This window comes from Pseudomonas sp. H3_C08, assembly GCF_054669455.1.
The window spans coordinates 4,585,852-4,599,624 of the sequence record NZ_CP162803.1 but is presented as its reverse complement, the minus strand read 5'-3'; the positions used below and the strand labels follow the sequence as shown (position 1 = coordinate 4,599,624).

The following is a 13,773-nucleotide window of genomic DNA, read 5'->3' as shown; positions in this document are numbered from 1 at the left end:
TGGGCCGGGGGTTCTGGTATCACTCGTCGAGGAAGGAGCGCAGATGCTCGCTTCGCGTCGGATGGCGTAGCTTGCGCAGCGCCTTGGCTTCGATCTGACGGATCCGCTCACGCGTTACGTCAAACTGTTTGCCCACTTCTTCGAGTGTGTGGTCGGTGTTCATGTCGATACCGAAACGCATGCGCAGTACTTTGGCTTCACGGGCAGTGAGGCCGGACAGCACTTCGCGAGTCGCTTCTTTCAGGCTCTCGACAGTGGCGACATCGATTGGCGACTGCATGGTCGAGTCTTCGATGAAGTCACCCAGATGGGAGTCTTCGTCATCACCGATCGGGGTTTCCATGGAGATCGGCTCTTTAGCGATCTTCAATACCTTACGGATCTTGTCCTCAGGCATTTCCATGCGTTCGCCCAGCTCTTCCGGGGTCGGTTCGCGACCCATTTCCTGCAACATCTGCCGGGAAATGCGGTTGAGCTTGTTGATCGTCTCGATCATGTGCACCGGAATACGGATGGTGCGGGCCTGGTCGGCGATCGAGCGAGTGATCGCCTGACGGATCCACCAGGTGGCATAAGTCGAGAACTTGTAACCACGACGGTATTCGAACTTGTCTACCGCTTTCATCAGACCGATGTTGCCTTCCTGGATCAGATCGAGGAATTGCAGGCCACGGTTGGTGTACTTCTTGGCGATCGAGATCACCAGACGCAGGTTGGCTTCAACCATCTCTTTCTTCGCGCGGCGGGCCTTGGCCTCACCGATCGACATGCGACGGTTGATGTCCTTGATTTCTGCGATGGTCAGACCGGTTTCGGTTTCCAGCGCGATCAGTTTCTGCTGGCAACGAATGATGTCCGGTTGCACGCGACCAATGGCTTCGGCGTATTTGCTTTTGCCTTTGGCCAGGGCGTCGGACCAGCTTTCGTCGACTTCGTTGCTCGGGAACTGACGCAGGAAATCGGCGCGTGGCATACGTGCATCACGTACGCACAGTTGCATGATCGCGCGCTCTTGCTGACGCAGACGATCCAGGGCACTGCGGACACGCTCGACCAGGCCTTCGAATTGCTTCGGCACCAGTTTGATCGGCATGAACAGCTCGGCCAGTGCGAGCAACTCGGCAATCGCTGCCTTGTTGTTGCGACCGTGCTTTTTCAGGGCCTTGCGGGTGATTTCCATCTGGTCAGCCACGGCGCCGAAACGCTGGGCAGCGATGACCGGATCCGGACCGCTTTCGGCTTCTTCTTCGTCATCGGAAGATTCGGCTTCATCGTCGTCGGTGTCGTCGTCGGCTTTCGCCACTTTAGCTTCGACAGGCGGCGGCACTTCGGCAGGCGGCGCAATGCCGTCGTCCGGGTCGATATAACCGCTCAGAACGTCGGACAGGCGACCACCTTCGGTGGTGACGCGGGTGTACTCGGAGAGAATGTGGTCAACCGTGCCAGGGAAGTGCGCGATTGCGCTCATCACTTCACGGATGCCCTCTTCGATACGCTTGGCGATTTCGATTTCGCCTTCACGAGTCAGAAGCTCGACCGTACCCATTTCACGCATGTACATGCGCACAGGGTCAGTGGTGCGACCGATATCGGTCTCCACCGCTGCCAACGCAGCGGCTGCTTCTTCCGCAGCGGCCTCGTCGGTATCGGCGTCGGCCAACATAAGGGCGTCCGCATCCGGAGCACTCTCGTGTACGGGGATCCCCATGTCGTTAATCATGCGGATGATGTCTTCCACCTGCTCAGGATCTGAAATATCCTCGGGCAGGTGGTCGTTGACCTCGGCGTAAGTCAGATACTTCTGCTCACGACCCAGTTTGATCAACTCAATAATACGAGACTGCTGTTGCGCTTTTCCGGACATAACACCCTATCCACTGAAGGTCTTGGCGGGCAAAAAACAAGCCGAGGATTATACCTGAGCTATGACCTCACGCGCCAGTTGAGGTCGGGTTTGATGCGGAAACATTGCGACTTAGTAGGTCGCGCAGTTGGTTTTTCTCTTCAACGCTCAGTTCGCTTTGACGCGCTTTCCTGAGCAACTGTTCCAGATTTCGCTCGCGTTGGCGGGCTGACAAGCTAGTAATGGTGTCGAAAAACTGTTGTTCAAGGTTATCGCCGTCAATCAGCCACTCCTTTTCTGCCAAAGCCTTGAGCAAGCGTCCCTGTTCAGTGCCGTGCCATCGCGCGATCAACTGAAATGAGTTTAGCTTGGGATTCTTCTGTACAGCTTCGAGCAGGGCCACAAGTAACTGGGCGTTGGTCTGATTCTCGTCCGCAATGTGCCCGGCATCTTCGACGCGCTTGGCCAATTGTGGGTGATGAAGCAGTGTGCGCAGGGCGGTCAGGGTTGGCGACTCGACGCCAATCGGTGTGCGCGGGCGCTGCTGATCGCGATCACCGCCACGTTTGCCGTTCTTGTCCCAGGGTTTTTTGTCCCACTTCTTGCCGCCAGCGCCGGGCTTTTTCGGCGTCCACTCCTGCTGCGGCACATACATATCCTGTGCTTGCGGCTGATGGTAGTCGCTGTAGTCCGGCATCGCATCGTAATCGATGCCCGGATCGTAGGCGGGCGGCGCTTCCTGTGGCGCGCTTTGTGCCAGCTGACTGACGGTTTCGCTGCTCAGGCCGGTGATTTCGGTCAGGCGCTGACGCATCAGAATACGCAGGTTGGCGCCCGGCACTTTGTCGATCAGCGGTGCGGCGAGGGTGGCCATGTGGGCCTTGCCTTCGAGCGAGCGCGGATCGGCTTCTTCGGTCAATTGCTGGAAGAAATAATCCGCCAGTGGCTGAGCGTGCTGATTGATCCGGGCCTTGAAGGCGTCAGTGCCTTCGGCGCGCACCAGGGTATCCGGGTCTTCGCCTTCGGGCAGAAACAAAAAGCGCGCCCGGCGGCCGTCTTGCAGGCTTGAAAGCGTTGCTTCCAGGGCGCGCCACGCGGCGTTGCGGCCGGCCTGGTCGCCGTCGAAACAGAACAACACGTTCGGTACGACGCGGAACAGGCGCTTCAAATGTTCTTCGCTGGTCGCGGTGCCCAGCGTCGCGACGGCATTCTTCAGCCCCTGCTGTGCGAGGGCGATGACGTCCATGTAACCTTCGACGACGATGATTTCGTCGAGGTTGCGGTTGTTCTTGCGTGCTTCATAGAGGCCATAGAGTTCCTGGCCTTTATGGAATACCGGGGTTTCCGGTGAGTTCAGGTATTTCGGCTTGTCGTCGCCGAGTACGCGGCCGCCGAAAGCGATGATCCGCCCGCGGGTGTCGCGGATCGGGAACATTACGCGATCGCGGAAGCGGTCATAGCGTTTGCCGGTTTCGGCGTTCTCGATCAGCAGGCCTGCGTCGATCATGGCCTTCTGCTGCAATGTATCGCTGCTCAAGTGCTTGAACAGATTGTCCCAGCCCGGCGGCGCGAAACCGAGGCCGAAATCCCGGGCGATCTCGCCAGTCAGGCCGCGTCCCTTGAGGTAATCCACTGCAGCTTTGCGTGCCGGATGGCTCTTGAGCGCCTGCCGGTAAAAGTCGGCGGCGGCGGTGAGCAGTGGATACAGCGGCGAATCGGTCGGCTGCCGTGGCTTGCGCTCGCGGCCGCTTTCTTCGCGGGGGATTTCCATGCCGGCGGCTTTGGCCAGATCTTCGACAGCCTGGGGGAAATCCAGGTTGTCGTGATCCATGAGAAAGCCGAGGGCATTGCCGCCGGCGCCGCAGCCGAAACAGTAATAGAACTGCTTGTCGGGGCTGACGCTGAAAGACGGCGTTTTCTCTTTGTGAAACGGGCAACAGGCGGTGTAGTTCTTGCCGGCCTTCTTCAATTGCACGCGCGAACTGACCACATCGACGATGTCGGTGCGGTTCAGCAGGTCGTCAATGAAGCTCTGGGGAATCAGCCCGGCCATGGCGTTCTCGTCGTCTGCGCTGTAATAAGTCCGATGCGAAAGGCTGCCGGACGCGGGTCATTGTTTGAAGCACGCAAAATGTGCGGCTCGACCGGTGTCGTCTGCGTAATCGCTGTCGGGAAGTGTATCTGCCGAAAATCCACTGACGTTAGTACTCATCAGTCGTCGACTATTTGAAAGTGTTGCGCTGAATCCGCTGACGGCCGGTTCAGGGCCTCGGATCGCTCAATAAAGCGGGCACGCATGCAGGTGCCTTGGGCTGATCGTCGTAAGAGGAATCAGTGGGTGTGCTCGTCAGTAGCCTTGAAAGGCTCGTCAGAAAAGACGTGCACCGCTGGCAAAAGAGCCAGGTCTGACGTGTGAAGCAGATTCGTCTTGGTCGCGTGTGCGGCTTCGACGGTGAAGCATCAAGCGTTTTACGCAAATGCCATTAGCCCGGCTGAGAGCCGGGCTTAGGCAAGAAGCTTGCTACGAACGTCTGTGTATTAGTACAGACGAACGGCGCGGCGCTGTTCGCGCTGAACTTTCTTGGCGTGACGCTTAACAGCGGCTGCTGCTTTGCGCTTACGCTCAGAAGTTGGCTTCTCGTAAAATTCGCGGCTACGAACTTCAGCCAGTACACCGGCTTTTTCGCAGGAGCGCTTGAAACGACGCAGAGCTACGTCGAAGGGTTCGTTCTCTTTAACTTTGACGGCTGGCATCCAGAGCTACCTTCATTCATTACCGGGGTCAACATCCTCGCGGCAAAAGAGCACTTGAAGACGTCGGTTTTTAAGGGTTGCGGATGTTAACCCCTCATCGCTCGGAATGCAAAGCCTCTGATCGAAAACCGCTGGTCGGGGCATCACGCGGCGACTATTATGCGCGCCTTCGAATTCAGCCTAAACAAGGCGCAAACCCATGCTAGTACTGGGATTAGAAACCTCCTGCGACGAAACCGGCGTCGCATTATATGACAGCGAACGCGGCCTGCTGGCCGACGCACTGTTCAGCCAGATCGACCTGCACCGCGCTTATGGCGGCGTGGTGCCGGAGCTGGCCTCGCGTGACCACGTCAAACGCATGCTGCCCTTGATCCGTCAGGTGTTGGCCGAGGCTGACTGCGTACCGACCGAGATCGATGCAATCGCCTATACCGCGGGTCCTGGCCTGGTTGGCGCATTGCTGGTCGGCGCTTCCTGCGCTCAGGCACTGGCGTTTGCCTGGGGCATTCCGGCGCTCGGCGTGCACCACATGGAAGGCCACTTGCTGGCGCCGATGCTGGAGCCGAAACCGCCCGAATTCCCGTTCGTCGCTTTGTTGGTCTCCGGCGGTCATACGCAGCTGGTTCAGGTCGATGGCATTGGCCAATACAGTTTGCTCGGCGAGACGCTGGATGATGCCGCCGGTGAGGCATTCGACAAAACCGCGAAGATGATGGGTCTCAATTATCCGGGTGGGCCGGAAATCGCCAAGCTGGCCGAGAAGGGCGTCGCAGGACGTTTTACCTTCCCGCGTCCGATGTGTGATCGCCCGGGTCTGCAATTCAGCTTCAGTGGTCTGAAAACCTCTGCGCTCAACGCCTGGCAGCAGTGCGTCAACGCCGGGGACGACAGCGAGCAAGCCCGTTGCGACATCGCGCTGGCGTTCCAGCAGGCCGTGGTGGAGACTTTGACCATCAAGTGCAAGCGTGCCCTGAAGCAGGCCGGCATGAAGCGTCTGGTGATTGCGGGCGGCGTCAGCGCCAATAAGGCGTTGCGTGTTTCGCTGGAAAAGATGCTCGGCGACATGAAGGGCGATGTGTTTTATGCACGCCCGGAGTTCTGTACCGACAATGGCGCGATGATCGCCTTTGCCGGTTGCCAGCGTTTGCAGGCCGGTCAGCAGGAAAGTCTGGCGATCAGCGTGCAGGCGCGCTGGCCGATGGAGCAATTGTCGGCGTTGTGATGAGTGGCGCTCATGGCCGGTATCTAAAAATGCCGTTCGCGCCCGGCAAACAGGTCGCGTAGATTGCCGCGGTGGCGCCAGACGATCAGCAGTGTCAGCGCGCTCATCGGCAGCAGCGCTTCCGGTTCCTGCCAGGCCAGCAAAGGCAGGGTTAAGGGGGTTGCGATCAGTGCTGCGAGCGAGCTGGTGCGGGTCAGGTAAAACGTCAGTAACCAGGCGCATACTGCCAGCAGCGCGGCGGGCGGATACAGGCCCAGCAGCATGCCGGCAGCGGTGGCGACACCTTTGCCGCCACGAAAGCGAAAGTACAGCGGGAACAGGTGACCGATCACGGCGCACACGCCGATCCACGCCTGATCCTGCAGCGAAAGGCCGGCAGTCGAAGCGATCAGCACCGGCACCAGGCCTTTGCACAGATCACCCAGCAGGGTCAGGATCGCCAGTTTGCGACCGGCCAGGCGCAGCATGTTGGTGGCACCGGCATTACCCGAGCCACTCATTCGCGGATCCGGGTTTCCGGTCAGGCGGCTGAGCAAAATGGCGAAGGACAGCGAGCCGAGCAGGTAGGCGAGAGTCGCCAGTAACCAAAACATGCTAACTATTCCGGGCGAGGACGCCCTGATTCTAACGGCGCATTGCGCCCTTGTCGTGCAGCGGAGAGAAGTGCTTGGACAGAGTGTTTATCGAAGGCCTGGAAGTCGACACCGTGATTGGTGCCTACGACTGGGAGCGCGGCATCCGCCAGTGCCTGCGCCTTGATCTGAGCTTCGCCTGGGACAATCGCCCGGCCGCCGCCGGTGATGACCTGACCCTGGCGCTCGACTACGCCAGCGTGTCCACGCGAATTCAGGCGTTTGCCGAGCAAGCGCAGTTTCAACTGGTCGAGACCTTCGCCGAACGTCTGGTTGAAGTGCTGATGAGCGAATTCAAGATCACTTGGGTGCGCCTGAAGCTGACCAAACCCGGCGCCGTTCCGGCTGCCAAGGGCGGCGTGGGTGTGGAGATCGAGCGCGGATGTCGCTGACTCAGGTCTACCTCGGGCTCGGTAGCAATATCGAGCGCGAAACTCATTTGCGCGCTGGACTCGACGCTTTGGCGACGTTTCTGGTGGATGTCCGCTGTTCGGCGGTGTTCGAAAGCGCGCCTGTGGGCATCAAGAGCGGGCCGTTCTTCAATTTCGTGGTGTCGGCGTATACCGACCTGCCGTTGATGGAACTGGATCGCCGCTTGAAATTCATTGAGGCGGATAACGGTCGCTACGCACCGGATCGCAAGGGCTTGCCGTTGGATATTGACGTGCTGCTGTATGGCGATCTGGCGGGCAACTTTGACGGTTTGGTTCTGCCGCGTGCGGAAATTCTGAAAAATGCCTTTGTGTTGTGGCCGTTGTCGCTGATTGCGCCGGATCGCATGCATCCGGGTGTGGGAAAAAGCTTCGCGACGTTGTGGGCAGAGGCGCAGATTGACCAGGTTTTAGCGCCAGTTGCGTTCGAGTGGCGTGGTGCGCAATTGACCCCGCCGAATCTTTAAAAGCAAAAGATCGCAGCCTGCGGCAGCTCCTACACGGGAATATGCGTTTCTCTGTAGGAGCTGCCGCAGGCTGCGATCTTCTGATCTTGCGTCAGGCGTTCTCTTTGTAAGCCTTCAACGCCTTCAGTCGCTCACGTTTCAGCGCTTCGCCCAGTTCCGGGCCCTTGAATCCCTTCTCCAGTAACGGCTGCACCGCAACCTCTCGCGCAGCCTTCGCCGCACCGCGCAAATAATCCGCCTGTGGATAACTTCTCTGTTCCAGCCCTTTACGGCCTCGGGCGTCCATTTCGCATGCCGCGATAAACTCTTCAAACCGCTGCGGTCGGCGATACACATCAAAGTTCTGCAACAGCTCAAGCAGCGTCGAGGCCTTCAACTCCAGCGCCCGGTGGCTGTGGGTGTGGTACTTGCCGACCAACAAGGCCAACTCCTGACAATCCTTTGGTGCCTTAAAGCGTTCGTTGACCGCTTTGATCAGCTTCAACCCCGTGTGCTCATGGGCGATGTGTCGCGGCCACTCTTCCTCTGGGGTCAGACCTTTGCCGAGGTCGTGCAGCAGGCAAGCCCAGCGTACCGTCAGCGGTTGTTTGTGCCGCGCCGATTGCTCCAGGACGCTGAGGGTGTGCAGGCCGGTATCGATTTCCGGGTGATGCGCTTCCGGTTGTGGCACACCGAAAAGCGCGTCGACTTCTGGCATCAGTACTTTCAGTGCGCCGCAGTCGCGCAGCACCTGAATGAACACTTGCGGCTGATCTTCCATCAGTGCCCGGGAGATTTCTTTCCAGCTACGTTCAGCGGTCAACGCCTCCAGCTCACCGGACTCGCTGAGCTGACGCATCAATTCCAGCGTCTCCGGTGCGACAGTAAAACCCAGCCCGGCATAGCGCGCTGCGAAGCGGGCAACGCGCAATACACGGAGGGGATCTTCGGCGAACGCCGGAGAAACGTGGCGCAGAATCCGTGCTTCAAGATCGCGCTGGCCATGGTAGGGATCGGTCAGATTTTGCTCATTGTCCTCGGCCATGGCGTTGATGGTAAGGTCGCGACGAATCAGGTCTTCTTCAAGCGTCACTTCGGGGCTGGCGTGAAAAGTGAAACCGCCATAACCGCGCCCGCTCTTGCGTTCGGTGCGGGCGAGGGCGTACTCCTCGCCGCTTTTGGGATGAAGAAATACGGGGAAATCCGCGCCAACCGGGCGATAACCCTGGGCGAGCATTTCTTCCGTGCTGGCACCGACCACGACCCAATCGATGTCGGTGACTGGTTTGCCCAGCAAGCGATCACGTACGGCACCGCCAACCTTGAAAATCTGCATAAAAAACCTCCGTTAGCCCGACAGAATAACCCTTGCGTCAGACTTTCGGAGGCCGAAACCGGATCAAAGATGAATGACGGCAAGGTCAAGTCGACCGTAATCCCCTTCGCTGTGTTCACTGCGTGGCGGTACGTGGTGGGTTTTCATGATCTGGTCGCCTTGCAGGGTTTCCAGATGGATATCGAAGCCCCACAAGCGATGCAGGTGTTTAAGCACCTCGTCGGTGGAATCACCCAGTGGTTTGCGGTCATGCTGCTGGTGGCGCAAGGTCAGTGAGCGGTCGCCGCGCCGATCGATGCTGTAAATCTGCACGTTCGGTTCACGATTGCCGAGGTTGTATTGCGCGGCCAGTGTTTCGCGGATGATCCGGTAGCCGGGTTCGTCATGAATCGCAGGCACCAACAAGTCGTCCTTCTGATCGTCATCCATGATGCTGAACAGTTTCAGGTCACGGATCACCTTGGGCGACAGATACTGCAGGATGAAACTCTCATCCTTGAAGCTGCTCATGGCGAATTTGATGGTCGACAGCCAGTCGCTCCCGGCAATTTCCGGGAACCAGTGACGATCCTCTTCGGTAGGTTCTTCACACATGCGCCGGATGTCGCGATACATGGCGAAACCCAGCGCGTAGGGGTTGATGCCGTTGTAGTAAGGGCTATCGAAACCTGGCTGAAACACCACGCTGGTGTGCGAGGTGAGAAATTCCATCATGAAGCCGTCGGTAACCAGCCCTTCGTCATACAGGTCGTTCATCAGCGTGTAGTGCCAGAATGTTGCCCAGCCCTCGTTCATCACTTGGGTCTGGCGTTGCGGGTAGAAGTACTGGGCGATCTTGCGCACGATCCGCACGATCTCGCGCTGCCACGGTTCCAGTAACGGCGCGTGTTTTTCGATGAAGTACAGGATGTTTTCCTGCGGCTCGGCCGGGAAGCGTGCGTTGTCCTTGTCGCTGTATTTATCCGCGCCTTTGGGAATGGTGCGCCACAAATCGTTGATCTGCTTTTGCATGTGCTCTTCACGATCCTTCTGCCGACGCCGTTCTTCTTCGGCGGAAATCGGGTAAGGACGTTTGTAGCGGTCGACGCCGTAGTTCATCAACGCATGGCAGGAGTCGAGCAGGTCTTCTACTGCATCGATGCCGTGACGCTCCTCGCACTGCATGATGTACTGCTTGGCAAACACCAGGTAATCGATGATCGAGCTGGCGTCGGTCCAGGTGCGGAACAGGTAATTGCCCTTGAAGAAACTGTTATGCCCGTAACAGGCATGCGCCACTACCAGCGCCTGCATGCAGATGGTGTTTTCCTCCATCAGATAGGCAATGCACGGGTCAGAGTTGATCACGATTTCGTAGGCGAGGCCCATCTGCCCACGGCTGTACGACTTTTCCGTGCTGAGGAAGTGTTTGCCGTAGGACCAGTGGTGGTAGCCCAGTGGCATGCCCACCGAGGCATACGCATCCATCATCTGCTCGGCGGTGATCACTTCAATCTGGTTGGGGTAGGTATCCAGCGCATAGCGGGCCGCGATCCGGGCTATTTCGCGGTCGTAGGTCTGGATCAGCTCGAACGTCCATTCGGAGCCGGTGGAAATGGGTTGGCGCTTCTGCTCTTTGGCGGTCATGTCACTAACCTGCGCTGGAAGAGTTCACGGAAGACCGGATAGATATCCCCGGCCGAGACCAGTTGCTGTTGGGCAAAAGTGTCAGAGAAGGCTTCGGCGATGCGTTCGTACTCGTACCACAAGGCCTGATGTTCGCGCGGGGTGATCTCCACGTAAGTGTAGTACTGCACAAACGGCATGATCTGGTTGATCAGGATGTCGCGGCAGATCGGCGAGTCGTCGTTCCAATTGTCGCCGTCGGAAGCCTGCGCCGCGTAGATGTTCCACTCGTTGCTCGGGTAACGCTCGGCCATGATTTCCTGCATCAGCTTCAAGGCGCTGGATACGATGGTGCCGCCGGTTTCCCGTGAATAGAAAAACTCTTCTTCGTCGACTTCCCGGGCACTGGTGTGGTGGCGGATGAACACCACGTCGATCTTGTCGTAGTTCCGTTTCAGGAACAGGTACAAGAGGATGAAAAAGCGTTTGGCGATGTCCTTGGTCGCCTGGGTCATGGAGCCGGAGACGTCCATCAGGCAGAACATCACGGCTTTCGAACTGGGGTTGGGCTGTTTGATCAGCAGGTTGTACTTCAAGTCGAAGGTATCGAGGAACGGCACGCGATGGATGCGCGCGCTGAGTTTTTCGATTTCGGCCTCGAGTTCCTGAATATCGCCGAAGTTGTCCGGCTCTTCGCGCCTCAGTCGCTCAAGTTCTTCTTTGACTTCACGCAGTTTCGCGCGACTGCTGCCAGACAGCGCGATGCGCCGTGCGTGGGCCGAGCGCAGGGTGCGGATGATGTTGATCCGTGACGGGTTGCCCTCGTTGCTGATCCCGGCGCGTACGGTTTTGAAGGTGTCGGTGCCGCTCAGGTTGCGTTTGACCAGGTTCGGCAGTTCGAGGTCTTCGAACATGAATTCGAGGAATTCTTCCTGAGTGATCTGGAAGACGAATTCGTCCATGCCCTCGCCGGAGTTGCCGGCCTTGCCCGGGCCGCGTCCGCCACCGCCTCCCGGCGGGCGGGCGATGTGTTCGCCGGCGGTGAACTCCTTGTTGCCCGGATGCACCACGGTCTGCTTGCCGCCGCGGCCATGGTGAAGCACCGGTTCGTCGATGTCGCGACCGGGAATGCTGATCTGTTCGCCGTGTTCCATATCGGTAATGGAACGGCGGCTGACCGCCTCTTCGACGGCCTTTTTGATGTGGTCACGGTAACGCCGCAGAAAACGCTGGCGGTTCACCGTGCTCTTGTTCTTGCCATTGAGACGTCGGTCGATCACATAACTCATAGGAAGCCCTCCGGGCAGCTTCAAGTTGTGAGCTTCAAGCTGCAAGTAAAAGCAGGTTCCCGGGCATCAGTGGGTTACGCGCTTTGTTCTTGCAGCTCGTAGCTAGAAGCTTGCAGCTGCTTCACTGCGACTTCCGTACCCGTAGGTACCATTCGGAAAGAAGCCGTACCTGTTTGTCGGTGTAGCCGCGTTCGACCATTCGAGTGACGAAGTCGTTGTGCTTTTGCTGATCCTCCTTGCTGGCCTTGGCGTTGAAGCTGATGACTGGCAGCAGGTCCTCGGTGTTGGAGAACATTTTCTTCTCGATGACCACCCGCAGTTTCTCGTAGCTGAGCCAGGTCGGATTCTTGCCGTTGTTGTTGGCGCGTGCGCGCAGTACGAAGTTGACGATCTCGTTGCGGAAATCCTTCGGATTGCTGATGCCGGCCGGTTTTTCGATTTTCTCCAGTTCTTCGTTCAGCGCGACGCGGTTGAGAATCTCGCCGGTTTCCGGATCGCGGTATTCCTGGTCCTGAATCCAGAAGTCCGCATACAGCACGTAGCGGTCGAAGATGTTCTGGCCGTACTCGCTGTAAGACTCGAGGTACGCGGTCTGGATCTCCTTGCCGATGAATTCGATATAACGCGGCGCCAGATATTCCTTCAGGTAGCGCAGGTAGCGCTCGCGGGTTTCGGCCTGGAATTGTTCCTGTTCGATCTGCTGTTCCAGCACGTAGAGCAGGTGCACCGGGTTGGCAGCGATTTCATGCGGATCGAAGTTGAAGACCTTGGACAGGATCTTGAAGGCAAACCGGGTCGACAGACCGTTCATGCCTTCGTCGACGCCTGCCGAGTCGCGGTATTCCTGGATCGACTTGGCCTTCGGATCGGTGTCCTTGAGGTTTTCGCCGTCGTAGACGCGCATCTTCGAATAGATGTTGGAGTTCTCCGGCTCCTTGAGGCGCGACAGCACAGTGAACTGCGCGAGCATCTTCAGGGTGTCAGGCGCGCAATGCGCTTTGGCCAGAGAGCTGTTGAACAGCAGTTTGTCATAGATCTTCACTTCGTCACTGACGCGCAGGCAGTACGGCACTTTGACGATATAGATCCGGTCGATGAACGCTTCGTTGTTCTTGTTGTTGCGGAAAGTGTGCCATTCCGATTCGTTGGAGTGGGCGAGCAGGATCCCGGTGAACGGAATCGCGCCGAGGCCTTCGGTACTGTTGTAGTTGCCTTCTTGCGTCGCAGTCAGCAATGGGTGCAGCACCTTGATGGGTGCCTTGAACATTTCGACGAATTCCATCAGGCCTTGGTTGGCCCGGCACAGCGCACCGGAGTAGCTGTAGGCGTCGGCGTCGTTCTGTGGGTATTCCTCGAGTTTGCGGATGTCGACCTTGCCGACCAGTGCGGAGATGTCCTGGTTGTTCTCGTCGCCCGGTTCGGTCTTGGCTACGGCGATCTGGTTGAGGATCGACGGGTACAGTTTGACCACGCGGAACTGGCTGATGTCGCCGCCGAATTCGGCCAAGCGCTTGGTCGCCCAAGGCGACATGATGGTGTTCAGGTAGCGCCGTGGAATGCCGAAGTCTTCCTCGAGGATCGCGCCATCTTCGGTGGCGTTGAACAGACCCAGAGGCGATTCGAATACTGGCGAGCCCTTGATGGCGTAGAAGGGCACTTTTTCAATCAGTTGTTTCAGCTTCTCGGCCAGGGACGATTTACCGCCACCGACGGGACCGAGCAGATAAAGGATCTGTTTCTTCTCTTCCAGGCCTTGGGCGGCATGGCGGAAATACGAGACGATCTGGTCGATGCATTCTTCCATCCCGTGGAAGTCTTCAAAGGCCGGATAGCGACGGATCACCTTGTTGGAGAAGATGCGTGACAGCCTCGAATTGGTCGAGGTGTCGAGCAGTTCCGGTTCACCGATGGCCAGTAATAGACGCTCGGCGGCAGAAACGTAGGCGCTCCGGTCTTTTTTGCACAGCTCCAGGTACTCTTGCAGCGAGAGTTCTTCCTGGCGTGTGGACTCGAAGCGTTGTTGGAAGTGGCTAAAGATACTCATGACGTCACCTCGCTCGATACGTGGAGCCGACGCCGGATCACTCAGTCGATGCTGGCAAACAACCGTTTAGGCAGCTGTTTGTTTACCCCCCAGAACACTTTCACGATCGACAATCGTGAAAGTCACTCCCGATGACCCGTGCGCCGGTGTACCGGCTCTCCCCTGTTT

At 58.1% G+C, this 13,773-nt stretch carries 11 protein-coding genes; 3 read left to right on the top strand and 8 right to left on the bottom strand.

Going from position 1 to position 13,773, the window contains the following annotated elements; genetic code table 11:
* Positions 1-19: 19 nt before the first annotated feature.
* The 3 genes from rpoD to rpsU form a co-directional block, all read right to left on the bottom strand.
* Positions 20-1,864: an RNA polymerase sigma factor RpoD gene (gene rpoD / locus AB4N74_RS21080; protein ID WP_093441990.1), complete on the bottom strand. Its 1,845-nt coding sequence runs from the start codon at positions 1,862-1,864 to the stop codon at positions 20-22.
* A gap of 67 nt (positions 1,865-1,931) precedes the next feature.
* Positions 1,932-3,896 (bottom strand): DNA primase, encoded by a 1,965-nt coding sequence (gene dnaG / locus AB4N74_RS21075; RefSeq protein ID WP_093441982.1) that lies wholly within the window; start codon positions 3,894-3,896, stop codon positions 1,932-1,934.
* Positions 3,897-4,381: 485 nt separating this feature from the next.
* Positions 4,382-4,597, bottom strand: coding sequence for a 30S ribosomal protein S21 (gene rpsU, locus AB4N74_RS21070; RefSeq protein ID WP_002551877.1), 216 nt, complete (start codon positions 4,595-4,597; stop codon positions 4,382-4,384).
* Positions 4,598-4,796: 199 nt separating this feature from the next.
* Between rpsU and tsaD the strand changes: the two genes are divergently transcribed.
* Positions 4,797-5,822 carry a tRNA (adenosine(37)-N6)-threonylcarbamoyltransferase complex transferase subunit TsaD gene (gene tsaD, locus AB4N74_RS21065; protein ID WP_093441977.1) on the top strand — a complete coding sequence of 342 codons (1,026 nt, stop codon included), beginning with the start codon at positions 4,797-4,799 and terminating at the stop codon, positions 5,820-5,822.
* A 23-nt stretch (positions 5,823-5,845) separates the two neighbouring features.
* Here tsaD and plsY read toward each other — a convergent pair whose 3' ends face one another.
* Entirely contained in the window at positions 5,846-6,415 is a 570-nt protein-coding gene (plsY, locus tag AB4N74_RS21060) for a glycerol-3-phosphate 1-O-acyltransferase PlsY (protein ID WP_093441972.1), read from the bottom strand.
* Between the two features lie 74 nt (positions 6,416-6,489).
* Here plsY and folB point away from each other — a divergent pair, with 74 nt between their 5' ends.
* Together folB and folK are read left to right on the top strand one after the other, a co-directional pair.
* A complete protein-coding gene (folB, locus tag AB4N74_RS21055) occupies positions 6,490-6,846 on the top strand; it encodes a dihydroneopterin aldolase (RefSeq protein WP_064390789.1) in 357 nt (118 codons plus the stop codon).
* On the top strand, positions 6,837-7,352 hold the full coding sequence (folK, locus tag AB4N74_RS21050) for a 2-amino-4-hydroxy-6-hydroxymethyldihydropteridine diphosphokinase (protein WP_099757328.1): 516 nt from the start codon (positions 6,837-6,839) through the stop codon (positions 7,350-7,352). Before folB ends, folK begins: the two co-directional genes overlap by 10 nt.
* A 91-nt stretch (positions 7,353-7,443) precedes the next feature.
* On the opposite strand, the gene AB4N74_RS21045 is transcribed toward folK, so the two are convergent.
* From AB4N74_RS21045 to AB4N74_RS21030, 4 genes are all read right to left on the bottom strand, one after another.
* Complete coding sequence (locus AB4N74_RS21045) at positions 7,444-8,667, bottom strand: multifunctional CCA addition/repair protein (RefSeq protein ID WP_460097106.1); 1,224 nt, start codon at positions 8,665-8,667, stop codon at positions 7,444-7,446.
* 63 nt (positions 8,668-8,730) lie between these two features.
* On the bottom strand, positions 8,731-10,293 hold the full coding sequence (locus AB4N74_RS21040; RefSeq protein WP_093441957.1) for a SpoVR family protein: 1,563 nt from the start codon (positions 10,291-10,293) through the stop codon (positions 8,731-8,733).
* Complete coding sequence (locus AB4N74_RS21035) at positions 10,290-11,561, bottom strand: YeaH/YhbH family protein (protein WP_007910114.1); 1,272 nt, start codon at positions 11,559-11,561, stop codon at positions 10,290-10,292. The genes AB4N74_RS21040 and AB4N74_RS21035 overlap by 4 nt, the downstream gene beginning before the upstream one ends.
* Before the next feature lie 121 nt (positions 11,562-11,682).
* The gene (locus tag AB4N74_RS21030; protein WP_007910115.1) at positions 11,683-13,605 is read right to left on the bottom strand and encodes a PrkA family serine protein kinase; all 1,923 of its coding nucleotides are present in this window, start codon (positions 13,603-13,605) and stop codon (positions 11,683-11,685) included.
* Between the last annotated feature and the right edge of the window lie 168 nt (positions 13,606-13,773).

What these genes read in the sequence shown, in the direction of transcription:
- folK (WP_099757328.1), top strand. Translation starts at nt 6,837, where the DNA reads ATGTCGCTGACTCAGGTCTACCTCGGGCTCGGTAGCAATATCGAGCGC.
- rpoD (WP_093441990.1), bottom strand. Translation starts at nt 1,864, where the DNA reads ATGTCCGGAAAAGCGCAACAGCAGTCTCGTATTATTGAGTTGATCAAA.
- AB4N74_RS21045 (WP_460097106.1), bottom strand. Translation starts at nt 8,667, where the DNA reads ATGCAGATTTTCAAGGTTGGCGGTGCCGTACGTGATCGCTTGCTGGGC.
- plsY (WP_093441972.1), bottom strand. Translation starts at nt 6,415, where the DNA reads ATGTTTTGGTTACTGGCGACTCTCGCCTACCTGCTCGGCTCGCTGTCC.
- AB4N74_RS21035 (WP_007910114.1), bottom strand. Translation starts at nt 11,561, where the DNA reads ATGAGTTATGTGATCGACCGACGTCTCAATGGCAAGAACAAGAGCACG.
- AB4N74_RS21040 (WP_093441957.1), bottom strand. Translation starts at nt 10,293, where the DNA reads ATGACCGCCAAAGAGCAGAAGCGCCAACCCATTTCCACCGGCTCCGAA.
- dnaG (WP_093441982.1), bottom strand. Translation starts at nt 3,896, where the DNA reads ATGGCCGGGCTGATTCCCCAGAGCTTCATTGACGACCTGCTGAACCGC.
- tsaD (WP_093441977.1), top strand. Translation starts at nt 4,797, where the DNA reads ATGCTAGTACTGGGATTAGAAACCTCCTGCGACGAAACCGGCGTCGCA.
- rpsU (WP_002551877.1), bottom strand. Translation starts at nt 4,597, where the DNA reads ATGCCAGCCGTCAAAGTTAAAGAGAACGAACCCTTCGACGTAGCTCTG.
- AB4N74_RS21030 (WP_007910115.1), bottom strand. Translation starts at nt 13,605, where the DNA reads ATGAGTATCTTTAGCCACTTCCAACAACGCTTCGAGTCCACACGCCAG.